24 protein-coding genes and 1 tRNA gene are annotated in these 25993 nt (G+C 58.5%); 10 read left to right on the forward strand and 15 right to left on the reverse strand.

Annotated elements, in window-relative coordinates:
- Positions 1-65 precede the first annotated feature (65 nt).
- The gene (locus tag ACIPL2_RS12090) at positions 66-1586 is read right to left on the reverse strand and encodes an ATP-binding protein (protein ID WP_401356407.1); all 1521 of its coding nucleotides are present in this window, start codon (positions 1584-1586) and stop codon (positions 66-68) included.
- Complete coding sequence (locus ACIPL2_RS12095; RefSeq protein ID WP_401356409.1) at positions 1583-2299, reverse strand: response regulator transcription factor; 717 nt, start codon at positions 2297-2299, stop codon at positions 1583-1585. The genes ACIPL2_RS12090 and ACIPL2_RS12095 overlap by 4 nt, the downstream gene beginning before the upstream one ends.
- Before the next feature lie 151 nt (positions 2300-2450).
- Between ACIPL2_RS12095 and msrB the strand changes: the two genes are divergently transcribed.
- From msrB to msrA, 3 genes are read left to right on the forward strand one after another with little or no spacing between them, the layout of a single operon-like run.
- Entirely contained in the window at positions 2451-2969 is a 519-nt protein-coding gene (gene msrB, locus ACIPL2_RS12100; RefSeq protein WP_401356411.1) for a peptide-methionine (R)-S-oxide reductase MsrB, read from the forward strand.
- Positions 2970-3001: 32 nt separating this feature from the next.
- Positions 3002-4777, forward strand: coding sequence for a cytochrome c biogenesis protein DipZ (locus ACIPL2_RS12105; RefSeq protein WP_401356414.1), 1776 nt, complete (start codon positions 3002-3004; stop codon positions 4775-4777).
- 31 nt (positions 4778-4808) lie between these two features.
- Positions 4809-5513: a peptide-methionine (S)-S-oxide reductase MsrA gene (msrA, locus tag ACIPL2_RS12110; protein WP_401356416.1), complete on the forward strand. Its 705-nt coding sequence runs from the start codon at positions 4809-4811 to the stop codon at positions 5511-5513.
- Between the two features lie 43 nt (positions 5514-5556).
- On the opposite strand, the gene ACIPL2_RS12115 is transcribed toward msrA, so the two are convergent.
- Entirely contained in the window at positions 5557-6462 is a 906-nt protein-coding gene (locus ACIPL2_RS12115; RefSeq protein ID WP_401356418.1) for a LysR family transcriptional regulator, read from the reverse strand.
- A 102-nt stretch (positions 6463-6564) separates the two neighbouring features.
- Between ACIPL2_RS12115 and ACIPL2_RS12120 the strand changes: the two genes are divergently transcribed.
- A complete protein-coding gene (locus ACIPL2_RS12120) occupies positions 6565-7755 on the forward strand; it encodes an aspartate aminotransferase family protein (protein ID WP_401356420.1) in 1191 nt (396 codons plus the stop codon).
- On the opposite strand, the gene ACIPL2_RS12125 is transcribed toward ACIPL2_RS12120, so the two are convergent.
- From ACIPL2_RS12125 to ACIPL2_RS12145, 5 genes are all read right to left on the reverse strand, one after another.
- Positions 7749-8003, reverse strand: a complete 255-nt coding sequence (locus ACIPL2_RS12125; RefSeq protein WP_401356422.1) for a Txe/YoeB family addiction module toxin — start codon at positions 8001-8003, stop codon at positions 7749-7751. The two genes, ACIPL2_RS12120 and ACIPL2_RS12125, sit on opposite strands and share 7 nt — an antisense overlap.
- A complete protein-coding gene (locus ACIPL2_RS12130; RefSeq protein ID WP_082069261.1) occupies positions 8000-8254 on the reverse strand; it encodes a type II toxin-antitoxin system prevent-host-death family antitoxin in 255 nt (84 codons plus the stop codon). The genes ACIPL2_RS12125 and ACIPL2_RS12130 overlap by 4 nt, the downstream gene beginning before the upstream one ends.
- Positions 8255-8416: 162 nt before the next feature.
- Positions 8417-8938: an adenylate kinase gene (locus tag ACIPL2_RS12135; protein ID WP_401356425.1), complete on the reverse strand. Its 522-nt coding sequence runs from the start codon at positions 8936-8938 to the stop codon at positions 8417-8419.
- A gap of 64 nt (positions 8939-9002) precedes the next feature.
- Positions 9003-10919, reverse strand: coding sequence for an alkaline phosphatase D family protein (locus ACIPL2_RS12140; RefSeq protein WP_401356427.1), 1917 nt, complete (start codon positions 10917-10919; stop codon positions 9003-9005).
- An 87-nt stretch (positions 10920-11006) separates the two neighbouring features.
- Positions 11007-11555 (reverse strand): NAD(P)H-dependent oxidoreductase, encoded by a 549-nt coding sequence (locus ACIPL2_RS12145; protein ID WP_401356429.1) that lies wholly within the window; start codon positions 11553-11555, stop codon positions 11007-11009.
- 91 nt (positions 11556-11646) lie between these two features.
- Between ACIPL2_RS12145 and ACIPL2_RS12150 the strand changes: the two genes are divergently transcribed.
- Together ACIPL2_RS12150 and ACIPL2_RS12155 are read left to right on the forward strand one after the other, a co-directional pair.
- A complete protein-coding gene (locus tag ACIPL2_RS12150; RefSeq protein ID WP_401356431.1) occupies positions 11647-12552 on the forward strand; it encodes a LysR substrate-binding domain-containing protein in 906 nt (301 codons plus the stop codon).
- Positions 12549-13001 carry a hypothetical protein gene (locus ACIPL2_RS12155; RefSeq protein ID WP_401356434.1) on the forward strand — a complete coding sequence of 151 codons (453 nt, stop codon included), beginning with the start codon at positions 12549-12551 and terminating at the stop codon, positions 12999-13001. The genes ACIPL2_RS12150 and ACIPL2_RS12155 overlap by 4 nt, the downstream gene beginning before the upstream one ends.
- A 312-nt stretch (positions 13002-13313) precedes the next feature.
- Here ACIPL2_RS12155 and ACIPL2_RS12160 read toward each other — a convergent pair whose 3' ends face one another.
- From ACIPL2_RS12160 to ACIPL2_RS12180, 5 genes are all read right to left on the reverse strand, one after another.
- Entirely contained in the window at positions 13314-13535 is a 222-nt protein-coding gene (locus ACIPL2_RS12160; RefSeq protein ID WP_401356437.1) for a formate dehydrogenase subunit delta, read from the reverse strand.
- Positions 13532-16405: a formate dehydrogenase subunit alpha gene (gene fdhF / locus ACIPL2_RS12165; protein ID WP_401356440.1), complete on the reverse strand. Its 2874-nt coding sequence runs from the start codon at positions 16403-16405 to the stop codon at positions 13532-13534. The genes ACIPL2_RS12160 and fdhF overlap by 4 nt, the downstream gene beginning before the upstream one ends.
- Positions 16402-17958: a formate dehydrogenase beta subunit gene (locus tag ACIPL2_RS12170; protein WP_401356443.1), complete on the reverse strand. Its 1557-nt coding sequence runs from the start codon at positions 17956-17958 to the stop codon at positions 16402-16404. The genes fdhF and ACIPL2_RS12170 overlap by 4 nt, the downstream gene beginning before the upstream one ends.
- Positions 17955-18431: a formate dehydrogenase subunit gamma gene (locus ACIPL2_RS12175; protein ID WP_401356446.1), complete on the reverse strand. Its 477-nt coding sequence runs from the start codon at positions 18429-18431 to the stop codon at positions 17955-17957. Before ACIPL2_RS12175 ends, ACIPL2_RS12170 begins: the two co-directional genes overlap by 4 nt.
- A gap of 715 nt (positions 18432-19146) precedes the next feature.
- Positions 19147-19458 carry a DUF3077 domain-containing protein gene (locus ACIPL2_RS12180; protein WP_401356449.1) on the reverse strand — a complete coding sequence of 104 codons (312 nt, stop codon included), beginning with the start codon at positions 19456-19458 and terminating at the stop codon, positions 19147-19149.
- 993 nt (positions 19459-20451) lie between these two features.
- On the opposite strand from ACIPL2_RS12180, the gene ACIPL2_RS12185 reads away from it, so the two are divergent.
- Both ACIPL2_RS12185 and ACIPL2_RS12190 read left to right on the forward strand, forming a co-directional pair.
- On the forward strand, positions 20452-21993 hold the full coding sequence (locus tag ACIPL2_RS12185) for an ATP-binding protein (RefSeq protein ID WP_401356452.1): 1542 nt from the start codon (positions 20452-20454) through the stop codon (positions 21991-21993).
- Between the two features lie 55 nt (positions 21994-22048).
- Positions 22049-22960 (forward strand): hypothetical protein, encoded by a 912-nt coding sequence (locus ACIPL2_RS12190; RefSeq protein ID WP_401356454.1) that lies wholly within the window; start codon positions 22049-22051, stop codon positions 22958-22960.
- A gap of 118 nt (positions 22961-23078) precedes the next feature.
- On the opposite strand, the gene ACIPL2_RS12195 is transcribed toward ACIPL2_RS12190, so the two are convergent.
- Entirely contained in the window at positions 23079-23408 is a 330-nt protein-coding gene (locus ACIPL2_RS12195) for a hypothetical protein (protein ID WP_401356456.1), read from the reverse strand.
- A 164-nt stretch (positions 23409-23572) separates the two neighbouring features.
- Positions 23573-23657: transfer RNA gene (locus ACIPL2_RS12200), tRNA-Leu, on the reverse strand.
- Between the two features lie 108 nt (positions 23658-23765).
- Here ACIPL2_RS12200 and queA point away from each other — a divergent pair.
- Positions 23766-24830: a tRNA preQ1(34) S-adenosylmethionine ribosyltransferase-isomerase QueA gene (queA, locus tag ACIPL2_RS12205; RefSeq protein WP_401356459.1), complete on the forward strand. Its 1065-nt coding sequence runs from the start codon at positions 23766-23768 to the stop codon at positions 24828-24830.
- A 5-nt stretch (positions 24831-24835) separates the two neighbouring features.
- On the forward strand, positions 24836-25951 hold the full coding sequence (tgt, locus tag ACIPL2_RS12210; RefSeq protein ID WP_185076698.1) for a tRNA guanosine(34) transglycosylase Tgt: 1116 nt from the start codon (positions 24836-24838) through the stop codon (positions 25949-25951).
- The last annotated feature ends 42 nt before the right edge of the window (positions 25952-25993 follow it).

A 25993-nucleotide genomic window follows, 5' to 3' on the forward strand; every position in this document is an offset into this window, starting at 1 on the left:
TAACGATGACGTGTTAAGCCTGATAGCCCGCGGCGCTCTCAGGTTTTTCGCGAGCGAGCTCGCTCCTACAGGGGGGTATGACCATTACCCAGCGACGAGCGGACTGCCCATTGCTCTGCGGTCTGTTGATCCACCGGTAACGAGAAACGGAAGGTCGCGCCGCGTCCCGGAACATCGATCAACTGGATATCGCGACCATGCAATTGCAGGATGCGATGCACGATGCGCAGCCCCAGTCCGCCATCGCGCCGGGCACCGCCGATGTTGAATGGGCGCAGGAACAGGCCTTCGCGCAGTTCGGCCGCGATGCCGGGGCCGGTGTCGCTGACAATGACTTCGATAAAAGCGCCTTGAGGGCGCAGGCTGAGTTCTATTTCGCCACCTTGAGGTGTATGGCGCAGGGCGTTGTCGAACAGGTTGGTCAGCACCCGCTCGATCAACCCGAGGTCGGCGCAGGCCGCTGCAACATTCGGTGCGAAGGTGGCTTTCAGTTCGACCTGGCGTGCCTCGGCCGTCAGTTCGAATTTCTGAAAGATGTCTTGCACCAGGTCGGTCAGGGAGAAGCGCTCCAGCACCGGTTGCACAAAGCCGTGCTCCAGTCGCACCAGTTCCAGCAGCGATTGCGCCAGTCCACCGACCTTGCGGCTTTGGTCCAGGGCAATGCCCAGGTAGCGGCGACGGTCGGCAGGAGACAACGTCGCGTCCTTCAGCGACAGGGTTTCCAGATAGCCGTGCAGCGAGGCCAATGGCGTGCGCAGGTCATGGGAGATGTTCGCCACCAGTTCGCGGCGCTCCTGATCCTGACGGGTCAACGATCGCCATTGTTCACTGAGGCGCGCTTGCATCTGGCGGAAGGCGGCATCGAGTACGGCGATTTCATCGTGGCTGGCGGCTTTTTCCACCGGAACGGATGCCGGTGGCGCTTGCGGAACGCCGTCGATGTCGAACTGGCTGACGTTTTCGGTCAAGCGGCGCAAAGGACGGGTGATCAAGGCAAATGCCGTGAGACCGGCGATCAGGCATAACAGCGCCACCAGCCCGATGGACCACAGGGCGGTATTGAGGGCCGCGCTGGTGGCGCCGCGCTCGGCGAAGCGGTCGTGTTCTTCACTGAGCAACACCACATAAAGATAACCCGCCGGTTTACCGTTGACCTTCAGCGGCGCGGCGCTGAACACCTTGCGACCCTCGACGCTGCGCGGGTCGTCGCCAAGAATCGGCAGGGCATCGCCGTTGAGCAGGCGCTGGACCGGCGCCAGGTCGACGCGCTCCCGACGTATCCGACCTTCGGGCGCCGCGCTGCCGACAATTTTGCCCTCGGTGTCCAGCAGGTAGACCTCGACACTCGGGTTGACCAGCATCAGTTGGCTGAACAGGTTGCGCACGGCACCGGGCATCAAGCCTTGGGTGTCCATCAGCACGGTGTCACGGGCGATGTGTTGAGCGAGATCGCGCGACAACCCTTGCACCACTTCCAGTTCATGCATCTGGTTGGAACGCACCTGCATCCACGCCGATGTGCCGCAGCACACCAGCAGCAACACGGCAAACACCAGCGACAGGCGTTGAGTCAGGGTCAGCCTCATGGCTGCTCCTCCTTGGCCGCGAATTTGTAGCCACGCCCCCATACGGTGAGGATGCGTGCCGGCTGCGCCGGATCGGCCTCGATTTTCGCTCGCAGGCGGTTGATGTGGGTATTGACCGTGTGTTCGTAGCCTTCATGGCTGTAACCCCACACGGCGTTGAGCAGGTCCATGCGCGAAAACACTTTTCCGGGCTGCCGGACGAAGAAATACAGCAGGTCGAACTCCCGTGGCGTGAGGTCGAGGCGGCGACCGTCGAGGGATACGTCGCGGGTGATCGGGTCGATGGACAGGCCATCGGTGATCAGGCTGCCGGCGTCCATTTTCAGGTTGCGGGCCATGGCGTCGACCCGACGTAGCAGCGCTTTGACCCGAGCCACCAGTTCGAGCATGGAAAACGGTTTGGCCAGGTAGTCGTCGGCACCCAGTTCGAGCCCGAGAATCCGGTGCACTTCGCTGGAGCGCGCACTGGTGATGATGATCGGTGTGTAGCGCGCCATGGCCCGGGCGCGGCGGCAGATTTCCAGGCCGTCGACACCGGGCAGCATCAAGTCGAGGATCAGCGCGTCCCAGCTTCCTTGCTGCAGCAATCGCATGCCTTCATCGCCATTGGCGCAGTGCACCACCTCGAACTGCTCATCACGCAGATGCAGGCAGATAAGGTCGGCGATATGCAGGTCGTCCTCGACCACGAGGACGCGTTTGGTCTGTTCCATCAAGCTCAATCCTTCAGCGCAATGAGCGCATTGTGCGGGTTTTCCGGCGCCTGAGTTATCACGAATTATTTAACTCTTCGTGAGGATTTGGCGATCAACCCAAGCCTAGGCTGTGTTCCATGAAAGGCCCCCTGGATTTTCGGAGCAGACCATGTTTTCACGACGGCAGTTTCTTTTAGCGAGCGGCGGGCTGGGGGTTGCAGCCCTGGCAATCGGTGTATTGCCAAAATTTGCCGCGAGTTCTGCGCTGATCAGCGAGGCGAGTGCGGCGCAGGTGTTCGAGGTGACGCACAGCGACAGCGAATGGCACGCGCTGCTCAGTGACGAACAGTATGAAATCCTCCGTGAAGAGGGCACCGAGCGGGCCTACAGCAGCGCGCTGAACAATGAACACCGTGACGGCACATTCGCCTGTGCCGGTTGTGACCTGCCACTGTTTTCCTCCGCGACCAAATTCGACAGCCGCACCGGTTGGCCAAGTTTCTGGGCACCGCTGGACAAGGCGGTGGCGACCCGTCAGGACCGGTCCTTCGGCGTGGTCCGTGAAGAAGTTCACTGCCGTCGGTGTGGCGGTCATTTAGGGCATGTCTTTGATGACGGTCCCAAACCGACTGGCCTGCGCTACTGCATGAACGGCCTGGCGATGAAATTCGAGCCTCTGGCGGCCTGATTCCTTTCACTCATTCACGCAGGTCGACGTTTATGTGGCTTCTGGTCCTCGCTTATCTCGGTGGTGTGCTGACGATTGTCAGCCCGTGCATTTTGCCGGTACTGCCGTTTGTCTTCGCCCGCACCGGGCAACCGTTCATGAAGAGTGGCTTGCCGTTGCTGGCGGGGATGGCGCTCACCTTCGCGCTGGTTGCCACGCTGGCCGCGGTGGGTGGCGGTTGGGTGGTGCAAGTCAATCAGTACGGCCGCTGGCTGGCGCTGGTGTTTGTGGCCTTGTTCGGGCTGACGCTGTTGCTGCCTCGACTGGCCGAGCGACTGACCCGACCATTGGTGGCGGCCGGCAGTCGATTGTCGGAAGCGGCGGGTGCTGATGCCCGGCCGCGTCCCGGCGCTTCGTTCCTGATCGGCGTCGCCACGGGCTTGCTCTGGGCGCCTTGTGCCGGGCCGATCCTCGGTCTGTTGCTGACGGGCGCAGCGCTGCAAGGTGCAAGCATCGCAACCACCTTGCTGTTGTTGGCTTACGCCGCCGGTGCCGCCACGTCCCTCGCCGTGGCGCTACTGCTGGGCGGTAAGGTTTTCGCGGCAATGAAGCGGTCGATTGGCGCTGGCGAGTGGGTGCGTCGAGGTTTGGGCGCGGCGATGCTGGCCGGTGTGGCCGCGATCGCCCTTGGGCTCGACACCGGCATTCTGGCGCAGGTGTCGACGGCGTCCACGGGCGGTATCGAGCAGGCCTTGGTCAACCGGTTGTCCGGTAAGTCACCGAGCGGTGGCGGGGCAATGATGGCGCAGAACGCGGCCTCCGGTAATGCGATGAAAGCGGCTGACAAAACACCGGGCACACTGCCGGTTGAAGGCAACCTTCCAGCGCTGGACGGTGCGGTGCAATGGCTCAACTCGCCAGCGCTGACCGCGCCGGCCTTGAAAGGCAAAGTCGTGCTGGTGGATTTCTGGACTTACTCCTGCATCAACTGCCTGCGCACATTGCCGTATGTGAAGGCCTGGGCCGAGAAATACCGCGATCAGGGCCTTGTGGTGATCGGCGTCCATGCGCCCGAATTTGCCTTCGAACGCAATGTTGGCAATGTCACCAAAGCCATGAAGGACCTGGGCATCAACTACCCGGTGGCCATCGATAACGACTACAAGATCTGGCGCGCTTTCAACAACGAATACTGGCCAGCCCACTACTTTGCCGACGCTCAGGGGCGCATTCGTTATCACCACTTTGGTGAAGGCGATTACGCCGAATCGGAGCGGGTAATCCAGCAACTGCTGCGTGAAGCGGGCGCCGCGAAGGTCGCAGACGGTCTGATCAATGCCAGCGCCGAGGGTGTTCAACTCGCACCGGACATGAGTGAAGTGCTATCGCCAGAAACCTATGTCGGCTACCAGCGTGCGGAGCATTTCGTGCCTGAAACCAGCCTGGTGCCGGACAAGGTGTCGGCTTACACCCCACCGTCCGAGTTGGCACTCAACGACTGGGGCCTGGGCGGTCAGTGGAATGTCGGTTCGGAGCGGGCGATATCAAGTGCGCCAGCCAGCCGTATCGTCTACCGCTTTCACGCTCGAGACCTGCATCTGGTGCTCGGCCCTGGACCTGACGGTAAACCGGTGCGCTTCAAGGTGCTGATTGATGGCAAGGCCCCTGGCGATGCCCACGGTACGGACGTGAAGTCGGATGGCAGCGGCAGCGTAACCGAACAACGCCTGTATCAACTGGTGCGCCAAACCGGCGGTGTAACGGACCGGACCTTCAGCATCGAGTTTCTCGATCCGGGTGTGTCGGCGTATGCGTTTACCTTCGGTTGATCACTCTTTCATCTACTCAGGAGTCAGCACCATGAAATCCCTATTCACCTGGCGCCGCACCCTGTTGGGCGTGGCCGCTGCCGGGATCATCGGCCAATGCTCGGCGTTCTCTTTCGGTGCCGAAGACGCGGTCGTCATCCCACCACCGGCCCTCGACGAAACCACCCAGGCTCACAGTGAAACTGCAGTGTTTGCCGGTGGCTGCTTCTGGGGCGTCCAAGGCGTGTTCCAGCATGTCAAAGGCGTGAAGAACGCGGTCTCCGGTTATGCCGGCGGCGCAGCCAATACCGCTCAGTACGAACGCGTCAGCGACGGCAATACCGGCCATGCAGAATCGGTGGAAGTCACCTTCGATCCAGGTCAGGTCAGCTACGGCTCCTTGCTGCAAATCTACTTCTCGGTGGCCCACAACCCTACCGAACTCAATCGTCAGGGCCCTGACAGCGGCACTCAGTACCGGTCGGCTATTTTTCCAAAAAACAGCGAGCAGCAACGCGTCGCCCAGGCGTACATCGCCCAGCTCGACGCCGCCCATTCGTTCAACAAACCCATCGTGACCAAACTGGAAACCTACAACGGGTTCTACCCGGCAGAAGAAGAGCATCAGGATTTTCTGACCGAACACCCTAGCTATCCGTACATCGTGATCAACGATTTACCGAAAGTTGCGCAGTTGAAGCAGTTGTACCCGGACCGGTATCAGGAGAAACCGGTCTTGGTGAAAGCGGGAATGTAAGTGACGATGGACTATGTCCTGCGTGGGCGCGCAATAGAATGGGCTAGCGCTTACCCCACCTCTGCATGGCAAAGTCGACGAAGCGGCGCAGTTTCGGCAAACGGTAGCGATCCTGGGCGTATACCAGGTTCAGGGGGCGGCTTGGCAATTGATATCCGTGCATCACGGCCACCAGCTTTCCGTCCTTCAGGTCTTGCTCGATCAACGCGTCGGGCAACATCACGATGCCCATCCCTGTTCGAGCCGCTTGATGCAGCCCTGCCGAGCTGTTTATCAGCATCGGTCCGCTGACCGCCACGCGGATTTCGCCTTCGGGCCCGGCCAGGCGCCATTGTTTCGCGACCGAGTGCCAGTCATCCCCATCCGGATAGGCAAAGGACAGACAGTCGTGGTGTTGCAGATCATCGGGGTGCTCCGGGATTCCGCGGCGCGCCAGGTACTCCTTCGATGCGCACATCGTCAGAGTGTAGTCGATGAGCGGGCGGGCGATGATGTTGGAAGGCTCTGTTTCCCCCAAACGAAAGGCTGCATCGAAACCGTTTTCGAGAAGGTCCGGTCGCGCATTGGTGAGCACCACGTCCAGTTTGACCTGCGGATGGCGCAACGTGAATTCACTCAATGCCGGTGCCAGTTTCTCGGTGCCAAAGGTCAGCGGGGCCGTAATGCGCAGGGTGCCGCTCGGCTCATCAAGGGCCTGCTCGGCCAGGCGCTCGGAGTCGGCCACCAACCCCAGCACTTCGAGGCAACGTTGATAGTAGGCCGTGCCGAATTCCGTCAACCGCTGGCGCCGTGTCGTGCGATTAAGCAAGCGCACGCCCAGTCGCTGCTCCAGTGCCCGCAGGTGATTGCCGACCATGGTCGTGGACATATCGCACTGAAAAGCGGCGGCGGTCATGCTGCCGGTTTCCACCACCCTGACGTAAACGGTCATTGCCTGGAATAAATCCATTATCAAGCTCAGCTTTAAAATGATTGAAGTGTTGCAGCGTTTATCCAGCTCAGGTGGCTAACCATACTGCAAAAACACCGACAATTGATGGAGCTTGATGTCATGACCGCCGCCTGCCTGATGACCACTTACCAACCACTGGCCTTGAGCTTCATCAAGGGCCTGGGCACGCGCCTGTGGGATCAGGCCGGTCGTGAATACCTGGACGCGGTGGCGGGCGTGGCGGTGACCAACGTTGGCCATTCGCACCCGAAAATTGTTTCGGCCATCAGTGAACAAGCGGGCCTGTTGTTGCACACCTCCAACCTCTACAGCATCGACTGGCAACAGCGGCTGGCGCAGAAACTGACCCGGCTGGCGGGCATGGAGCGGGCGTTCTTCAACAACTCCGGTGCCGAAGCCAACGAAACTGCGCTGAAACTGGCGCGGCTATACGGCTGGCACAGAGGCATCGAGCAACCGCTGGTGGTGGTCATGGAGAACGCTTTTCACGGCCGGACGCTCGGCACGTTGTCCGCCAGTGATGGCCCGGCGGTGCGCCTGGGCTTCAATGAATTGCCGGGAGATTTCGTCAAAGTACCGTTCGGCGACCTCAAGGCGCTGGATAGGATTCAGCAGGCCCATGGCGCGCGCATCGTGGCGATTCTGATGGAGCCAATCCAGGGAGAAAGCGGCGTCCAACTGGCCCCGCCCGGCTACTTGAAAGCCCTGCGCGAACGCTGCGACCGGCGCTCGTGGCTGCTGATGCTCGACGAAATCCAGACCGGCGTCGGCCGCACCGGCCAGTGGTTCGCGTTCCAGCACGAAGGCATCGTCCCCGACGTCATGACCCTGGCCAAAGGGCTGGGCAACGGCATCCCCATCGGCGCCTGCCTCGCTCGGGGCAAAGCCGCCGACCTCTTCACACCCGGCAGCCATGGCAGCACCTTCGGCGGTAATCCATTGGCGTGCCGCGTGGGTTGCACCGTGCTGGAGATCATCGAAGAACAAGGCCTCCTGGAAAACGCCAGGCTTCAGGGCGAACGCCTGCTCGCCCGATTGCGCATCGAGTTGGCCGATGACCCGAACGTCCGGGCGATCCGTGGCCAGGGCTTGATGATCGGCATCGAACTCAAGCAACCGATACGCGACCTGACCCTGATTGCCGCACGGGATCACGGCTTGCTGATCAACGTGACCCGAGGCAAGACCATTCGCCTGCTGCCGCCGCTGACGATTGATGAGCGGGAAGTGGAGATGATTGTCAGGGGCGTGTGTCGGGCGCTGAATGTGGCCTGTGGCCGTATTCAGTAGTGGTATCTGCACATTACGACGCGTATCTCACCGTCCTCAATTGCGTAGATCAACCGATGCTCAGCGGTAATCCGACGGGACCAGAGGCCGCTCAAATTGTGTTTGAGCGGCTCAGGTTTACCCACGCCTTCAAATGGCTCCCGCTGGATCGCTTTAATCAACAGGTTGATTCGTTTCAGTCCGGCCTTGTCGTTTTGTTGGAACCATAGATAGTCATTCCAACCTTCTGTCGTGAACTCGATATTCATTCTTCGATGAGTTGCCTTGCTTTGGTTTTCCCGGCTCGAAGGTTGCCGATCGATTTGATCAGGCGTTCGGCATTGGCTGGGGAACGAAGCAGATAAGCGGTCTCTTCGAGGGCGTTGTACTCCGCCAGTGACATCATCACGACGGGCTCGCCTTTCTGGCGCGTTACTAACAATGGGGCACGGTCTTCATTGACCCGATCCATGGTTTCGGCCAGGTGCGCACGTGCGGTGGTGTAATTAATGGTTTGCATGTTGTAGTCCTCGCTCGATGCAAAGAACGTACAGAAATGAGTACAGGATGACAAGGCGATACCTACGAGTGGTTGTTACGCAGACGACGCGTCTGCGCTTGCATTAAGTATCGCCGAAGGTTCTTCGAGACGTTTCCGTGATCGATGTAATCCCAATCCGATTTAAACGCCATCCCCTGGTTGTTTTTCCGACCTGTGCACCCGTATGAACGCCGTCACCTCAGAGCGGTCGATCAGTTGCAGCTTCGAACCGCTAAACCCATCAAACAGACGCTGGTGCGCAGCAAACCCACTGGACCCTTCGCGCAGGTGATAGCTGCCGGCCCAGTCCAGCAGCGCAATCAACAACTCGTCATGCTCATCGCGCTGCGCCTCGCGCTGGCGAATGTTGGCGACGCATTCTTCATCCTCAACACACAGCCAGATCAGCGCCGTGGCTCGGTAGATAAGCTCGCTGACCATCCAGCCATAAACGCCCTCAATCACCCAGCGTTCAGCACTCGCCGCAACACGCGCCATCCCCAACGCCTCGGCCCGTGGACGAGCGATGCTGCCTTCGTCAGACAGCCAGTGAATCGAATCAAGATCAACCCACGGCACTCGCAGATGCTCGGCCAATCGCTGGGCCAGCCAACTCTTCCCGGACCCCGAGTTCCCGATAATCAGAGTTCGAGTGAGGTTCATAAACGCCACCGATCAAATGTGGGAGTGAGCTTGCTCGCGAAGCAGGCGACGCGGTCCACCAGCCTCACTCGCCAGTTTCAGGCGCCACCATCCTCGTCTTCTCCGAACCATCCGCATTCAGCTGATAAATCTCCCGCGGCTGGCCCTTTTCATTAAAGAACACCTGCCCGATCCCCGCCGAATTCCACAACCGCTCACCGGCCTCAGCATGTTCGGGAATGTGCGGAACAATGCGCATGCGCCGCCGCTTGGTCAGCCAGTTGAGCGGTGAGCGCGGCGAATAGAGCCAGCGATTGAGGCGGTCGAACCATTCCAGCAATGCGGGCGGGAATTCGTTTTTGATGCCGCTGCTGGTGATCTGCCAGATTCGCGGACCGGCCTTGCGGTGTCGGATCAGTACTTCGTAGACGAAGGAATAATGCACATCACCCGACAGCACCACGTAGTTACCGGGTGTGCGCGAGTGTCGGAAAATGTTCAGGATCACTTGGGCGGCGCCGCGATGGGCCATCCAGTTTTCGGCATCCACCAGCAGCGGATAACCGAACCAGCTGAACACGCGCTGCACGGTTTCGATCAGCTTGACGCCGAAGATCGGGGCTGGCGAAACGATGATTGCCGAGGGATGATCCAGAAGTTCCTGTTGCAGTTCGCTGAGGGCTTCCCAGTCCAGCAAACCCGACGGTTGCTTGAGCGTCATCTCACTGCGCCAGCGCCGGGTGCGGGTGTCGAGCACCACCAACGCCGGACTGGTGGGCAGCACGTAATGCCAGTTCTGGAAGGTCAGCAGCTCATCGATCAACGCATCCTGCACGTCGCTGTCGAGGTAGTGATCATGCCCCGTGGCACTCAACAGGCGGGTTTTTTCCAGCACCCCGCCGAACGCATCCGGGTTGTTGCCCCAACCCTGACACAACATATAAGCGATCAACGCGTTGCCGATGATGCGCTTGGAGAACGGATGGCCGTAGGCCGTTTCCTCCCATTGCGCGGAAAGATTCCAGTCATCGGTAATATCGTGATCATCGAAAATCATCAGGCACGGCAGGTGCGCGAACGCGCGGGCGACACCACCAAGGCCAGCCTTGAAGCCATCGATGCGCGTTTGCTCAAGCGCATATCGCTCGCGTCTTTCGGGGATCAATTTGGGTGGTTTGGGCGCGATCAACGTCCAGGGTGTCGGTGACCACACCAGCAGGTACATGGCCATGACTTCAGCGAAGGTCACCAGATGGTTGTCAGCACTGCTGCTGGTGAAAATCGGCTTACGCACCCCACCGAAAAATCGCTCGCGCAGGGTTTCGTTGCTCTGCAGGGCCGGTAACAAATCCGCACGATGGTAGTAACTGGCCGAGTGTTCGTAGAGTTTGGCGCTGTCGCTGACCACCGCACCTTCGAGGTGCTCATCGAACAACCCAAGCCGCTCGATCAACGCATGAATGGCCCGCAACATCGGCCCCGCGACATCGTCGGCGTAGACCTGATCGCCGCTCATCATCAACAGGGCCGGACGCTTCGACACGTCGGGCTCGGACGCCAGCAAACGATCCACGCACAGCAACCCGTCCGGCGCCGGGAAGTGGGGCTTGCGGCAAGAGCCATGCAGCAGTTGATCGATGCGCGAGTGCAGCGCGAAATTCGGACGGCTCGCCTCGCCATACAGCAGATGCGGCGCCCATTCAGCGATGCCCGTGTCATCAATCAACAGGTCGTATTCGATCAACGTATCGCAGGGCAGGGCGGCCTCCAGCGGCACATCGATCAAATGGATAAACGCGTGAGTGCCGACCGGGATGACCGTGCACTGTTCAGTGTTCAAGCGGATATCGCCGATACCCTCCAGCCGTAACGTCAGCGATAGCGCCCGGGAACCCACCAGCCACAGCACCAGACGCGTGGGCTCCAGCCGCCGCAACAGCGGCCCGACCAGAACGGGTGGCAGTGAGGTGCAATCGTCAGGCAACGGCAGTGATTCGGACATCCGGGGTCAAGGCTCTTGGCGCACAGGCGGGGGATGATAACGCAGGTGACTGCAGATGCCTGTCACGCCATGTGAACGATTGGCCTGTCACGCACGGGTATGTTGAAAACGCTCTATCCGGGCGCGGTAGTGAGTGGCGACGGCATCTAGTTCTGTTCCCGGCAGTTTATTGGCCCGATAAACCAGAAACGGATCGCTCCAAGCCCATTGGCAGCGGTGCGCAGTGGCGCGCAAAGGCTGCAACAGTTGCTCGAGGGGAAACAGATTAGCGCCCGTTTCGCTGTAGGCCTCGAGCGTGTTTCCGGCGGTGGCCACGACCATGACCGGCAAGCCTTCAAGCTTCTGACCCTGAGCCTCGTAGGCAATGTAGTACATCTGTGTCAGCACTTGGTCCTGCCAGTTTTTCAGCAGCGCCGGTGTCGAGTACCACTGCACCGGAAACTGCAGCACCAGCCGCTGCACCGATAATAAACGCTGGACCTCCGCCGTGATGTCCACTTCATCGGTCGGGTAAAGCCCATACACATCGACGATGCAAACCCCAGGCAGATCCTTCACGGCATCGAGCATGGCGCGGTTGGCGTGGGAGCGTCCCAGGTCAGGGTGAAAACTCAGAATCAGGGTGGTGTCGTTCATGGCTTGGCCGGTTCAAGTGAAGGGAGCCACAGCGTGCCAGCGTGTTATACATTGCTCCAATGGATGGTTTGTCTGATTAGGTATTGATTCAATGAATCTGCGTTCGGTGGACCTCAACCTGTTGACCGTGCTCGATGCGCTGCTCGACGAAGCCCACGTTTCCCGCGCCGCCGAACGTGTCGGCCTGTCGCAACCCGCGGCATCCAATGCCTTGGAGCGTTGTCGGCATCTGTTCCAGGATCACTTGCTCGAACGCCTGCCTGGCGGTATGCAGTTGACCCCAAAGGCCCAGGCCTTGCGCGGCCCGTTGAAGCAGATATTGGGCTCGGTCAGCACGCTGGTCGGTGCCGCCAGTGCTGACCTGAGCACCCTGCGCCAAACCGTGCGTATCGTCATGGCCGACTTCCCGGCCATCATCGTCGCGCGGCAGTTGCACCAACGACTCGCCGGGTTGGCGCCCGGCATCGATCTGGTGATTCAGCCCTGGCAGGGCGGCGAGGCGGCTCAGGAAAGTTTGAGTCGCGGGCAAAGTGATCTGGCGATGTCGGTGTTTCCCCCGCTCGGTCCTGACTTCACCCGGCGCCTGTTGCTGCACGAACATTTCGTGGTGGCGATGCGCGCGGGGCATCCTGCAATCGCGGACTTCGATCTCGACCGTTGGCTGAGTTATCCACACGTGCTGGTGTCGGGCCGGGGCGCGATCTGGGGCCCGCTCGATGACATGCTGAAAGGGTTGGGGCTGGCGAGACGCGTCGGGATCGTTGTGCCAAGCTTCGTCATGGTTCCGGACCTGCTGCTGGGGTCGGACTTGATTGCAATGCTGCCCAGCCAGTGTCTGTCGATGCCCATCGCCAAGGCGCTGCACACCGTGGCGCCGCCGATTGAGGTGGAAGGGTTTGCACTGCATCTGGCCTGGCATAAACGGCGCGATGAAGATGCAGCCGTGCAGTGCGTGGCACGGGTGTTGGAAGAGGTGATAAAAGGAGAAAACCCATGAACAAAATTATCCTGCCGGCACTGGCCATGTTGATGCTGGCGCAATCCCCGGCGTACGCCATCAACGACAAGTACCGCAAACAACTTGAGCAATCCGGTTGCACGCAAGTCAGCGAAGCCCAAGGCTGTGATATCCACAAGAGCAAGGCCGAAAATGCCAAGGCCGGTTTCACCAATCCCGCTGCGGACAGCTCAAACGTCCAGACGCCGTATGCCGGGCAATGGGTCGCCAAGAGCGATGCCGGCGCGACCGTTGCCACCATCCGCATCGATGCCAAGGAACAGGTCTGGGTCAATGGCAAACGGGTAAATGCCAAGCGCACCGATGGCACGCTGCAATTTCGCCAGGGCAAACTCACCTTCACCATTCAAGGTGATCGACGGCTGATGGGAGAGGATTACTGGACGGACAGTGATGCCAAGACGAAAGGACCGATTGAGATCGAGTAGCCACACTGCTTTTGCGAACCTACCCGATCCTGTAGGAGCTGGCCTGCCAGCGATGGTCGTTAACGATGACGCGTTTTCGATGGAAAACCGCAGCGGCTGTGAGTCCATCGCTGGCAGGCCAGCTCCCACGGTGGATTGGTTGCGTACGCGGAATTCGGCTTCGACCCATGAACATTGTGGGAGCGGGCTTGCTCCGGGCGGCGTTCTGACGAAAGCGGCGTGTCAGTCAATGATGAAGGTGACTGGTGTATCGCCTTCGCGAGCAAGCCCGCTCCCACAAGTTTTTCAGCCAATATCAAGACCGAGTGAGCCCTAAGCCTCCCAACCCGCCCCGCTGACCGCCGCCTGCGCCAACGGGTGCAACTCCGCCCCGTGATGCTCCGTCTGCCACGCCAGCAACTCCTTGCGCATGCCGGGCGTCCAGAACATCTGCAGATGATTGCGCACGCTGAGCACGGCCTGTTGCTGGTCCGGTTCATTGGCGAAGTACTGGGCGATCTGGTTGACCATTTTGATCAGGTTGGCCGTGCTCATCGGCGTACCTCCGCTTTCGCCTGACGGCGGTCCTTCAGCAGACGGTGCTGTTCGTCACTGAAGGCCTGGAAGCGTTTTTGCCATTCCGAAGGGTGGTAGACGCGGCTGACTTCCACCGCCGTGACCTTGTATTCCGGACAGTTGGTGGCCCAGTCGGAGTTGTCGGTGGTGATGACGTTGGCCCCCGACTCAGGGAAGTGGAACGTGGTGTACACCACGCCCGGGGCGACCCGTTCGGTGACCCGCGCACGCAGTACGGTCTGCCCGGCGCGGCTGCCGATGCCGACCCAGTCGCCTTCGTTGATTCCACGGCTCTCGGCGTCGGTCGGGTGGATTTCCAGGCGGTCTTCGTCGTGCCAGGCGACGTTCTCGGTGCGCCGGGTCTGGGCGCCGACGTTGTACTGGCTGAGGATGCGTCCGGTGGTCAGCAGCAGCGGGTAGCGATTGTTGACCTTCTCCTCGGTGGGTACGTAGCCGGTGAGCATGAAGCGCCCTTTGCCGCGTACGAACTCCTCGATGTGCATGGTCGGCGTGCCGTCCGGTGCCGCGGCGTTGCACGGCCATTGCAGGCTGCCGTGGCGGTCCAGTTCAGCGTAGCTGACGTTGGTGAAGGTCGGCGTCAGGCTGGCGATTTCATCCATGATTTCCGACGGATGCTGGTAATTCATCGGGTAACCCAGCGCGTTGGCCAGGGCCACGGTGCCTTCCCAGTCGGCCTTGCCGCCCAGCGGCTCCATGACTTTGCGTACTCGGGAGATGCGTCGTTCAGCGTTGGTGAAGGTGCCGTCTTTTTCCAGGAACGAGCTGCCCGGCAGGAACACATGGGCGAACTTGGCGGTTTCGTTGAGGAAAATGTCCTGCACCACCACGCACTCCATGGCCGACAAAGCGGCGGTGACGTGTTGGGTATTCGGATCGCTCTGGGCGATGTCTTCACCCTGGCAATACAAGCCTTTGAAGCTGCCGCCGAGGGCTGCCTCAAACATATTGGGAATACGCAGGCCCGGATCCGGTTGCAGGGTGACGTTCCACGCCTGTTCGAACTGCGCCCGTACCACTTCGTTGGAAATGTGTCGGTAACCCGGCAACTCATGGGGGAAGGAGCCCATGTCGCAGGAGCCCTGAACGTTGTTCTGCCCGCGCAGCGGGTTCACGCCCACGCCTTCGCGGCCGATGTTGCCCGTGGCCATGGCCAGGTTGGCGATGCCCATGACGGCGGTGCTGCCCTGGCTGTGCTCGGTAACGCCCAGCCCGTAATAGATCGCCGCATTGCCGCCGGTGGCATACAGACGCGCAGCGGCACGGATATCGGCAGCGGGTACGCCGCAGATCTCGCCAAGGACTTCCGGCGAGTTTTCCGCGCGGCTGACGAATTCGCTCCAGTGGGCGAAATTGCCGTCCTCGCAACGGGCATCGATGAAGGCCTGATTGAGCAGGCCTTCGGTGACGATGACGTGGGCCAGGGCGTTGAGCATGGCGACGTTGGTGCCGGGGCGCAGGGCCAAGTGGTATTCGGCGCGGGCATGCACAGAGTCCACGAGATCAATGCGGCGTGGATCGATGACGATCAACCGCGCGCCTTCACGCAGGCGGCGTTTGAGCTGGGAGGCGAACACCGGGTGGGCGTCGCTGGGGTTGGCGCCCATCACCAGGATCACGTCGGCCTGCATCACCGAGTCGAAACTCTGGGTGCCGGCGGACTCGCCCAAGGTTTGTTTCAGGCCATAGCCGGTCGGCGAGTGGCAGACCCGCGCGCAAGTGTCGACGTTGTTGTTGCCGAACGCGGCGCGCACCAGTTTTTGCACCAGATAGGTTTCTTCGTTGGTGCAGCGGCTGGAGGTGATGCCACCAATGGAATCGCGGCCATAGGTTTGCTGCAACCGACGGAACTCGCTGGCGGCGTAGGTCACCGCTTCATCCCAGCTGACTTCCTGCCACGGATCGCTGATGTGTTTGCGGATCATTGGTTTGGTGATGCGATCCGGGTGAGTGGCGTAGCCCCAGGCAAAGCGTCCTTTGACGCAAGAGTGGCCGTGGTTGGCGTGGCCGTTCTTGTCCGGAACCATGCGCACCAGCTGGTCGCCTTTCATCTCCGCGCGGAATGAGCAGCCCACGCCGCAATAGGCGCACGTGGTGATCACGCTGCGTTCGGGTTGACCGAGTTCAACCACGCTTTTTTCCATCAGGGTCGCGGTGGGGCAGGCCTGCACACAGGCGCCGCAGGACACGCATTCCGAGTCGAGGAAATTCTCACCACCAGCCGCCGCAACCCGGGATTCAAACCCGCGCCCGGTAATGGTCAGGGCAAAGGTGCCCTGGGTTTCTTCGCAGGCACGCACGCAGCGGTTGCAGACGATGCACTTGCTCGGGTCGTAGTCGAAATAGGGGTTGGACGTGTCCTTGACGTCGGCCAGATGGTTGTCGCCTTCATAGCCGTAACGCACTTCGCGCAGGCCGACCTGGCCGGCGACGGTTTGCAGCTCGCAGTTGCCGTTGGCCGAGCAGGTCAGGCAATCCAGCGGGTGATCGGAGATGTACAGCTCCATGACGTTGCGCCGCAGCGTGGCGAGCTTCGGCGTCTGGGTGTGCACGCTCATGCCTTCAGTGACCGGCGTGGTGCAGGACGCCGGGTAGCCGCGCATGCCGTCGATCTCCACCAGGCACATGCGGCAGGAGCCGAAGGCTTCGAGGCTGTCGGTGGCGCACAATTTCGGAATGGTGGTGCCCAGCAACGCGGCGGCGCGCATCACTGAGGTGCCTTCGGGCACGCTGATGCTGCGGCCGTCGATGTTCAGGGTGACCTGCACCTGACTGTCGCGGGCAGGGGTGCCGAGATCGATATCGGTTTTCGGGTCGAAGAGAGTAATCATTGCTCGGCCTCCGAAGCTTGCAGACCGAAGTCGGCAGGAAAGTACTTGAGGGCGCTGACCACCGGAAAGGGGGCCATGCCGCCCAAGGCGCACAGCGAACCGTATTGCATCGTGTCGCACAGGTCCTTGAGGATGATCGCCTGCTTATCGCGACCGCTCTGGTCCGGTGCGGCCAGCATTCGGTCGATCACCTCGACGCCACGGGTCGAGCCGATGCGGCACGGCGTGCATTTGCCACAGGATTCCTCGGCGCAGAACGCCATCGCGAAACGCGCCATCTGAGCCATGTCCAACGTGTCGTCAGCCACTACCACACCACCGTGACCGAGCATCGCGCCGATACCGGCGAAGGCTTCGTAATCCAGCGGCGTGTCGAATTGCGACGGCGGCACCCAGGCGCCAAGTGGCCCACCGACCTGTGCAGCCTTCAGCGGCCGGCCACTGGCGGTTCCACCGCCGTAGTCTTCCACCAGCTCGCGCAGGGTCAGGCCAAAAGCCCGCTCCACCAAGCCGCCATGACGAATATTGCCCGCCAGTTGAAACGGCATCGTGCCCAGCGAGCGGCCCATGCCGTAATCGCGATAGAACTGCGCACCCTTGGCCAGAATCAGCGGCACCGAGGCTAAAGTCAGCACGTTATGCACCAGCGTCGGCTGGCCGAACAGACCCTTCAAGGCCGGGATCGGCGGCTTGGCGCGGACGATTCCGCGCTTGCCTTCAAGCGAGTCCAGCAACGCGGTTTCTTCACCGCAGATGTAGGCGCCGGCGCCGACCCGCACTTCCATGTCGAAGGCCTGGCCGCTGCCGCCGACATTGGCGCCGAGGTAACCAGCGGTCCGAGCAATGTTCAGCGCCTGGCGCAGGGTGGCGACAGCATCCGGATATTCCGAGCGCACATAGATGTAGCCGTAGGTGGCGCCGACGGTAATGCCGGCAATGGCCATGCCTTCGATCAGCAGGAAGGGGTCGCCTTCCATCAACATGCGATCGGCGAAGGTGCCGGAGTCGCCTTCGTCGGCGTTGCACACAATGTATTTCTGCGCCGCCTGAGTGGCGCGCACCGTGCGCCATTTGATCCCGGCCGGGAACGCCGCGCCGCCACGGCCACGCAGGCCTGAATCGAACACCGCCGTCGCAGTCTCATCGCCGCCAAGGGTGACGGCCCTTTGCAAGCCCTCGAAACCGCCGTGGGCCCGGTAATCGTCCAACGACAACGGCCGGGTAATGCCGGCGCGAGCGAACAGCAATCGTTGTTGAGTCTTCAGATACGGCAAGTCTTCCACCAGGCCCAAGGCCAGTGGATGCGCGGATGGATCGCCACGCAGGGCTTCGAGCACGGACGGCACATCGTCAGCAGTCAGCGGGCCGAAGCCGATTCGGCCTTGCGGGCTGTCCACTTCCAGCAACGGTTCAAGCCAGTACAAGCCGCGCGAACTGGTGCGTTGCAACTCCAGCGGTAGATTGCGCTCCTGAGACTGAGTGATAAGGGCGACAGCCACCTCATCGGCACCCACGGCACGGGCCAGGGAGTCACTAGGTAAGTAGAGGCTCATACGTCCTCCCGGCAAGCATCAAGCAGGGCATCCAGACGCTCGGCACTCAGCCGCGCATGCACCCGGCCATCCAGTTCCAGAGCAGGCGAACAGGCGCAGGCACCGAGGCAATACACCGGGCGCAAACTGATGCTGCCATCGGCGCTGCTGCCGTGATCGTCCAGTTGCAGACGCTCGCGCAACTGCGCGGCCAGCTGCTCGGCGCCGCGACTCTTGCACGATTCAGCCCGGCACAGCCGCAGAATATGCCGGGCCGGCGGCGCGGTACGGAAGTCATGGTAAAAGCTGATGACCCCACGAATCTCGGCCTGACTCTGATTGAGGGCGTGGGCAATCTCGGGGACGGCCGCATCGGGGATGTAACCGATGCGTTCCTGAATATCATGAAGAATGGGCAACAGTGCGCCCGGGGAGCCTTTATGGCGCTCCAGCAGGCTGTTGACCAAAGGCACGTGCAACATCTCATCAGGCATACAGCATTCCTCACGGTCACGGACAAACCAGGCGGTTGTCGTTTGTCCGAAAGTGTCGGCTGCGGCACTCACACCACGTCACGGTATCGTGGCAATTTCAGGCCGTTGGCCAGGGCACCCTTGGCGGGCATCTTGTTGTACCCGGCGCGATCTTCGTCGCACCTCTACTGGGCATAAAGGGCAGCTTGCCACGCGGCTATTGATCGAACTGCACCAAAGCGACGTGTTCGGTTCTGCCTACGACTCTCCATTAAGTCTAGATGAGCGCCGGAAGGGGCGTTCACTCACTGGCCTAATGCCCTGCGGGCTTGTCGATGCCTGATGTATATCAAGCATTTCAGGTGGGAAGAAGCATCAGAACTATGAGCAAATCTACGGAGCAGATGCGTTGACGTATTCCCCAGCGGTGCAACGCACAACCCCTGTGGGAGTGAGCCTGCTCGCGATAGCACCAGATCAGCCAACATCAATGCTAAAGGTGCACCGAATCCCTGTGGGAGCGAGCTTGCTCGCGATAGCGCCAGCCCAGCCACCATCAATGCTGAAGATGCCCCGCAATGACAACCCAGCCACCTCGGCGGGCCAAATAATCCCTATCAGCTCACCGCAACCCCTGTGGGAGCGAGCCTGCTCGCGATAGCGCCAGCCCAGCCAACATAAATGCTGAATCAGCTGCCACCCTCGCAAGCCACCCACACCCCACAGGCCTCAAACACTAAGCGTCAGCCTTCGCCCCCGCCCGCTTAGACGCCAGCTCATTATCCCGATCCCGATTCAGCACCTTCACCGCATCATCCACCACCGCCTTACTCATCGCCGTCAAATAATGCGCGGCCCAGGCGTGGCGGTCGGTGGCTCTTGCGTAGGCAGCATCTTCGGTTAGCTTCTTGGCGAGAAATAGGAAGTCAGAAGCCATGGCTAACGCGTCGCCGAGGGGGACGCCGCGAGTGACATGGAACAGGGCTTGATCCGCGCAGTAGATGGCGGGTGTTAGGCCGATGGTTTTGAGTTCGGGTTGATCGGTCATTGGCCACCTCCGATGAGGGAGATGCGGCAGGGGAGGGTGTTACGCGATTGGGAATTGCGTTGAGGGAAAAGCCAATTTTTGTACGGATTGATGCTGCGCATTATCAGACTCCTTGATATGGGGAGCCGCCACGTTCGTTTCCACACGAATGGGTGACAGCTGTGCGCAGGGTGGAAAACCGGGAATCAAGGAAACCGGCACGCCCGAAGACGTCCCACGCACAGCCGCCATAACTCACGCCGCAGGCATAAAAAAAGCGCCGGCAGACGTGATGGGGGCGCTGTTGCGCCTTGAATTACACGGGTTTCCACACCCGGTCGCTGAATTGGCAGCGACGGTGGGAGGGTATCGTGCAGATTCCTTTCCTGCAACCTCATCCGCAAACCACCCGAGAAGTGAAAAGTGATACGCCACTTCTTCAGTAATCATGCAGTCCATTACTATTCCTGCAGCCAGTAGACGGCAAGATATCAAGATAGTAGCTTCACGCCACTGCTCCGATGTGTGAAGGATTACAAAATGCTCGCTATCTTCGAGGCTCCGCGCCCGACTCTTGCTCTCGGTGCTACGGGTTTCACAACGAAAGGCGCTGCTTTTTTTGGTCAGAAATCGTACAAGCAATCAATGCAAAAGTACGCAATGCTAAAGCGCCGATTGTCAGAGGCTACTGTGCGACATGACCGACATTCAGAAAAGTTGCGTGAGCAACGATCGCGAAGTCCAAAGCGAACTGCATAGAGTTATGAAGACCATGGAATGTCAACGCGGCACCTTGTGCCTACCACACTACAATTTCGTTAATTCGCCCAATGCGAAAACTTTGTCAACCAAGCCCAAGCCATGGCTTGCTGGACCGAGGTCGAAAACAAAAATGAGTTTTATGGCGAGTGGATGAGTAAAAGGTTGATGCGCGTGTAAAGAGAAAAAGTGCTCAAGAATGTTGTGCTGATCTATATTAAATAATAAATAAGCTGATTTGTGGTGGGGGTGGTAATGTCTTTGGAGCAGATTAAAAGAACGAATATTTGGAAGAAAGCTTTTGAAGTGGATGACCACGCATTGTACTCCGATGAAGCTTCTCGCTTAAAAACGGAATTTTTGAGGTTCCGAGAAAAAGTTATATCACTGGTTTCTAAGATAGGGGAGGTTTTGCCGGGTTTAACCATCCATGATGCCAGCCATCTAGACTCACTTTGGACCACTGCGGAAATAATTGCGGGGGATGATTATCCTCTTAACCCACTGGAAACATTCATACTTGGTGGGGCAATACTTCTGCATGACGCAGCGATGTGCTGGGAGGCATATGATGGTGGACAAGATGGGGTGCGCTCTACGGTTGTTTGGAAGGATGCCTATGCTTTTGAAGTCGGTCGGCAAGTACCTAAAAGTGAGGCAGAGGCTGCTGCAGATTTTTCGGCGATAAGGCAAATGCATGCAAGTCGTGCCGCTGAGTTGCTAGGATTAAGTTGGAAAGTGCCCGGTCGGACGGATGAGATTTACTTGATTGCCGACGAATCTATAAGAATGCATCTAGGGGAGCTTATAGGGTTAATAGCGGCAAGTCATCATTGGGATATTGGGAGTGTTTCTGAAAGATTGAGTGTTCAGTTCAATGCGCCTGATTTTCTTCCTTATTTTTGGACCGTAGACCCAATAAAAATTGCTTGTTTATTAAGAGTTGCTGATGCGGCGCATATCAGCAATGCAAGGGCTCCGGATTTTCTTTTGGCATTAAATCGACGTGTAGGTATATCACTTAGCCATTGGTTGGCTCAAAATAAAATATCTGGACCTCAGCGTGATTTGTCAGACTCAACTGGGGCGACGGTTGTATACACATCCACGATGCCGTATTTAGAGGGAGAGGCCGACGCTTGGTGGGTCGCTTATGACACCGTTTTGATGATTGACTCAGAAATTAAAGCGTGTAATGAGCTTTTGGAGAGCAGAATCCCTATGGTGTCACGGCCATTTCAAGTTAGATCAGTGGCCGGTGCTGGGCGCATAGATGCATTTCGAAATTATATTCGCGTGTCAGGATGGACTCCGTACAATACCCAAATACATGTTAGTGATATTGAAAGGTTAGTTGGTAGTTTGGGTGGGGAGAAATTATATGGTGATGACAGGAAGCTGGAGGTTGTACTTCGAGAATTAGTTCAGAATGCTCGAGATGCTGTTGTTGCCAGAAGATACTTGGACGAGGGGTATCAAGGACGCATTTTTGTAAGGCTAGTAAAAGGGGCATCTGGGGCATGGGAAATCTTAATATCAGATGATGGCGTAGGTATGTCAAAGTCGGTTCTCACTGGATCATTTCTTGATTTTGGATCTAGTTTTTGGAGTTCGCAGTCTTTGCAATCCGAACTACCAGGCCTACGCTCATCAAAATTCCAATCGATAGGACGTTTTGGTATTGGGTTTTACTCTATTTTTATGGCTGCTAGTGCTGTCGAAGTTAGTACTCGGCGTTGGAGAGAAAATAGAAGTTATTCCTGCGCGCTATATTTTGCCAAGGGTTTAACTTCTTGAATCGGATGCTTGTCTTCCTCTAACTAATAATAGTCAAAATTCAGTGAAGGGCCGAGTGCCGCTAAAGCAATTTGTTTCCGCGCTTGTCGTGGCCTTGGATGTTGATGTTTTCTATGCGCAGGAAAGTGGTGAGCTTGAGTTGATTCATAAGGATATTAGTCGTGGGATGTTAGATTGTCGATCTGTTTTGAGAGAAATCGGTTGTGGTGATAGTTATCCACTGGGAGTTGACGCTCTAGAAGATGAGATAAATGAAGTGGCGCCTCGAATGCAAGTAATTGAGGAGGGTGGAAGAGTCTTAGGCTACGCAGCACTTGCAAATAAACTTGATTCTGACAGAAAAATGCTTGGTGTTAGAACAATTGGAGGTGTGGTTGTCAGTAATTCCACTCGATCAGAAAGTAGCTTCATTGGTTATATTGAATGCAGCCCTAAAACTGCAAGTCGGGATGTCAACGGGTTTCTTGCATCCGAACAGACTATGAAGGCATGGGCTGAAAGGCAGCTCGAATATTTTGATAAAAATTCAGCAGATGATTTGACTCGGTTAGTTGTGGGGAGTCGTGCTTCTGCGTTCAATGCGGATGTTATAGATTTTGCAAGACTGTATGTGGTTACAGGTGGGGGTGAAGGTTTTTTATCATTTGATCAAATAGCTCGAATGGCATTTGATGCTCCTGTTGGTTTTTTGCTGAGTCCTTTTATAGATGGGCATATCGAAACTCATCATGACGTTAATTATATCGACGGGGTTGTACATGTTAAGCCACTAATAAATGAGGGGTGGTTGGGCTTTGAGATGAGTGAGGGTAGTCCCGCAAAGTTAGATAGTATTGCGGGGTGTATTCATAGGTCGATCTTGAGGTTAGGTTTGCAGCCTCAGTGGACTATTAGTGAGGCGATCCACAAGGTTCATTTTGGAATGTCTAAGTTTGCGAGCGTCAGAGGTGTTCCTTTAACAAGATAGATCTGAATGTGGGGCGAGAAGATGCCTGATGGTAAATAAAATGGCATCAGGCCAGTGGATAGGAGGCGGTTTGTATTTTGAACCGCTCTTGTCTATATATTGGCTGGTCCGTTCTTTTTCACTGAATATCTATCAGATAGCCCTTGAGCGCTATGACCGACGCTTCAAGCTGCTCCATCGTCCGCGCATTACCAAAATCAGCAGCCAACCGATACAGCTCCCGCCCAAGCGGCGTATCAACACCACCGATAGCCTCCAGCGCCAAACCAATGCAGTGCGCCACCCGAAACTGAATCCCCTCAACATCCCCCCGCCGCACCAACAACCCAAACACCTCCCGCTCATAATCACTCATGATCGGATCATCCCGCAGAATCGGACTTTCACCTTCCGTCTCATAAGCCAGCTTGAGGGCGAAAAGGGCAACGGTTTCCAGTGGCAATTCCATTGTGTGAATCCTTGATTCGTTAGCTGGGCGGGTTCGGGTTGTGGCGCCTTAAAAGCAAGATCAAAAGATCGCAGCCTTCGGCAGCTCCTACGGGATGGCGGGGTGGGCTCACTTTTCTACAGACGAAAAAAAAAGGCCTTGCAAAGCAAGACCTTTCTTAATTTTGGTGCCCCGAGGGAGACTCGAACTCCCACTTCTTGCGAAAACGGATTTTGAATCCGCCGCGTCTACCAATTCCGCCATCAGGGCTCAATGGCGGCGAAGTATAGAGATGAGATTACCGTCGGTCAATCAGGTACATAGAGAATTTTCACTATTTCGGCTAGACTTCCGGCCCCTGCTAGACGACACCCCATCATGCGCGTTGCTGACTTTACTTTCGAACTCCCTGATTCGCTGATCGCTCGCCACCCTTTGGCCGAGCGTCGCAACAGTCGCCTGTTGACCCTGGATGGGGTCAGCGGCGCCCTGGCACACCGTCAATTCACTGATTTGCTGGAGCATTTGCGCCCCGGCGATTTGATGGTATTCAACAATACCCGGGTGATTCCGGCGCGGCTGTTTGGCCAGAAGGCTTCCGGCGGCAAGCTGGAAATCCTGGTGGAGCGGGTGCTCGACAGTCATCGTGTGCTGGCGCATGTGCGTTCCAGCAAGTCGCCCAAGCCCGGTTCGAAGATCCTGATCGATGGCGGTGGCGAGGCTGAAATGCTGGCGCGGCACGATGCGTTGTTTGAGTTGGGGTTCGCCGAAGAGGTGTTGCCGCTGCTCGATCGCGTCGGGCACATGCCGTTGCCGCCTTATATAGACCGCCCGGATGAAGGCTCGGACCGCGAGCGTTATCAGACGGTGTACGCCGAGCGCCTGGGCGCAGTGGCGGCGCCGACGGCGGGGCTGCATTTCGATCAGCCGCTGATGGAGGCGATTGCCGCCAAGGGCGTCGAGACCGCTTTCGTAACCCTGCACGTCGGTGCGGGCACGTTCCAGCCGGTGCGGGTCGAGAAGATCGAAGACCACCACATGCACAGCGAGTGGCTGGAAGTCAGCCAGGACGTGGTCGATGCCGTCGAAGCCTGCCGCGCTCGCGGTGGTCGCGTAGTGGCGGTGGGGACCACCAGCGTGCGTTCCCTGGAAAGCGCCGCGCGCGATGGCGTGCTCAAGCCGTTCAGTGGCGACACCGATATCTTTATTTACCCGGGCCGGCCGTTTCATGTGGTCGATGCCTTGGTCACCAACTTCCATTTGCCCGAATCCACGCTGTTGATGCTGGTTTCGGCGTTCGCCGGTTATCCCGAAGCCATGGCTGCCTATAAAGCAGCGGTGGAGCATGGTTACCGCTTTTTCAGCTACGGTGATGCGATGTTTATCACCCGTAATCCTGCGCCGACTGCCCCTAAAGAATCGGGCCCTGAGGACACTGTATGAGTCGTATGTCGTTTGAACTGCTGGCCACTGACGGCAAGGCTCGTCGCGGTCGTCTGACCTTCCCGCGCGGTACCGTCGAGACCCCGGCCTTCATGCCGGTGGGCACGTACGGCACGGTCAAGGGCATGTTGCCGCGGGATATCACCGCCACGGGCGCGGAAATCATTCTGGGTAACACCTTCCACTTGTGGCTGCGTCCTGGCACCGAAGTGATCAAGAAGCACGGCGACCTGCACGATTTCATGCAGTGGAAAGGCCCGATTCTGACTGACTCCGGCGGTTTCCAGGTGTTCAGCCTGGGCGCCATGCGCAAGATCAAGGAGGAGGGCGTGACCTTCGCCTCTCCGGTTGATGGCGCCAAAGTGTTCATGGGCCCCGAAGAATCGATGCAGGTCCAGCGTGACCTGGGCTCCGACATCGTGATGATCTTTGACGAATGCACCCCGTACCCGGCCGACGAAGACGTCGCGCGAGTATCGATGGAGCTGTCGTTGCGCTGGGCCCAGCGTTCGAAAAACGCTCATGGCGATAATACGGCAGCGTTGTTCGGCATCGTCCAGGGCGGCATGCACCAGGACCTGCGCATGCGCTCCCTGGAAGGCCTCGACAAAATCGGCTTCGATGGCCTGGCCATCGGCGGTCTGTCAGTGGGCGAGCCCAAGCACGAGATGATCAAGGTGCTGGATTACCTGCCGGGTCTGATGCCGGCTGACAAACCTCGTTACCTTATGGGCGTTGGCAAACCGGAAGATCTGGTTGAGGGTGTGCGCCGCGGTGTGGACATGTTCGATTGCGTGATGCCAACCCGTAATGCCCGCAATGGGCATCTGTTCATTGATACAGGCGTGCTGAAGATCCGTAACGCGTTCCATCGCCATGATGATTCGCCGCTGGATCCGACCTGCGATTGCTACACCTGCCAGAACTTCTCCCGTGCTTATCTGCACCATCTGGACAAGTGTGGCGAAATGCTGGGTAGCATGTTGAATACCATCCACAATTTGCGCCATTACCAGGTGCTTATGGCTGGTTTGCGCGAGTCTATTCAACAGGGTACATTGGCCGCCTTTGTCGATGCCTTCTACGCCAAACGCGGGTTACCTGTTCCGCCTTTGGACTGAGTTTTCTGACCCCAAGATTCAACATTTGCAACTGGAGTGCTA

The sequence above is a fragment of the Pseudomonas sp. NPDC086251 genome (assembly GCF_044746405.1).
Lineage (GTDB): Bacteria > Pseudomonadota > Gammaproteobacteria > Pseudomonadales > Pseudomonadaceae > Aquipseudomonas.

Excerpts from the sequence above, each read along its gene's own strand:
- ACIPL2_RS12090 (WP_401356407.1), bottom strand. The coding sequence starts at position 1,586 with ATGAGGCTGACCCTGACTCAACGCCTGTCGCTGGTGTTTGCCGTGTTG.
- ACIPL2_RS12095 (WP_401356409.1), bottom strand. The coding sequence starts at position 2,299 with ATGGAACAGACCAAACGCGTCCTCGTGGTCGAGGACGACCTGCATATC.
- msrB (WP_401356411.1), top strand. The coding sequence starts at position 2,451 with ATGTTTTCACGACGGCAGTTTCTTTTAGCGAGCGGCGGGCTGGGGGTT.
- ACIPL2_RS12105 (WP_401356414.1), top strand. The coding sequence starts at position 3,002 with ATGTGGCTTCTGGTCCTCGCTTATCTCGGTGGTGTGCTGACGATTGTC.
- msrA (WP_401356416.1), top strand. The coding sequence starts at position 4,809 with ATGAAATCCCTATTCACCTGGCGCCGCACCCTGTTGGGCGTGGCCGCT.
- ACIPL2_RS12115 (WP_401356418.1), bottom strand. The coding sequence starts at position 6,462 with ATGGATTTATTCCAGGCAATGACCGTTTACGTCAGGGTGGTGGAAACC.
- ACIPL2_RS12120 (WP_401356420.1), top strand. The coding sequence starts at position 6,565 with ATGACCGCCGCCTGCCTGATGACCACTTACCAACCACTGGCCTTGAGC.
- ACIPL2_RS12125 (WP_401356422.1), bottom strand. The coding sequence starts at position 8,003 with ATGAATATCGAGTTCACGACAGAAGGTTGGAATGACTATCTATGGTTC.
- ACIPL2_RS12130 (WP_082069261.1), bottom strand. The coding sequence starts at position 8,254 with ATGCAAACCATTAATTACACCACCGCACGTGCGCACCTGGCCGAAACC.
- ACIPL2_RS12135 (WP_401356425.1), bottom strand. The coding sequence starts at position 8,938 with ATGAACCTCACTCGAACTCTGATTATCGGGAACTCGGGGTCCGGGAAG.
- ACIPL2_RS12140 (WP_401356427.1), bottom strand. The coding sequence starts at position 10,919 with ATGTCCGAATCACTGCCGTTGCCTGACGATTGCACCTCACTGCCACCC.
- ACIPL2_RS12145 (WP_401356429.1), bottom strand. The coding sequence starts at position 11,555 with ATGAACGACACCACCCTGATTCTGAGTTTTCACCCTGACCTGGGACGC.
- ACIPL2_RS12150 (WP_401356431.1), top strand. The coding sequence starts at position 11,647 with ATGAATCTGCGTTCGGTGGACCTCAACCTGTTGACCGTGCTCGATGCG.
- ACIPL2_RS12155 (WP_401356434.1), top strand. The coding sequence starts at position 12,549 with ATGAACAAAATTATCCTGCCGGCACTGGCCATGTTGATGCTGGCGCAA.
- ACIPL2_RS12160 (WP_401356437.1), bottom strand. The coding sequence starts at position 13,535 with ATGAGCACGGCCAACCTGATCAAAATGGTCAACCAGATCGCCCAGTAC.
- fdhF (WP_401356440.1), bottom strand. The coding sequence starts at position 16,405 with ATGATTACTCTCTTCGACCCGAAAACCGATATCGATCTCGGCACCCCT.
- ACIPL2_RS12170 (WP_401356443.1), bottom strand. The coding sequence starts at position 17,958 with ATGAGCCTCTACTTACCTAGTGACTCCCTGGCCCGTGCCGTGGGTGCC.
- ACIPL2_RS12175 (WP_401356446.1), bottom strand. The coding sequence starts at position 18,431 with ATGCCTGATGAGATGTTGCACGTGCCTTTGGTCAACAGCCTGCTGGAG.
- ACIPL2_RS12180 (WP_401356449.1), bottom strand. The coding sequence starts at position 19,458 with ATGACCGATCAACCCGAACTCAAAACCATCGGCCTAACACCCGCCATC.
- ACIPL2_RS12185 (WP_401356452.1), top strand. The coding sequence starts at position 20,452 with ATGTCTTTGGAGCAGATTAAAAGAACGAATATTTGGAAGAAAGCTTTT.
- ACIPL2_RS12195 (WP_401356456.1), bottom strand. The coding sequence starts at position 23,408 with ATGGAATTGCCACTGGAAACCGTTGCCCTTTTCGCCCTCAAGCTGGCT.
- queA (WP_401356459.1), top strand. The coding sequence starts at position 23,766 with ATGCGCGTTGCTGACTTTACTTTCGAACTCCCTGATTCGCTGATCGCT.
- tgt (WP_185076698.1), top strand. The coding sequence starts at position 24,836 with ATGTCGTTTGAACTGCTGGCCACTGACGGCAAGGCTCGTCGCGGTCGT.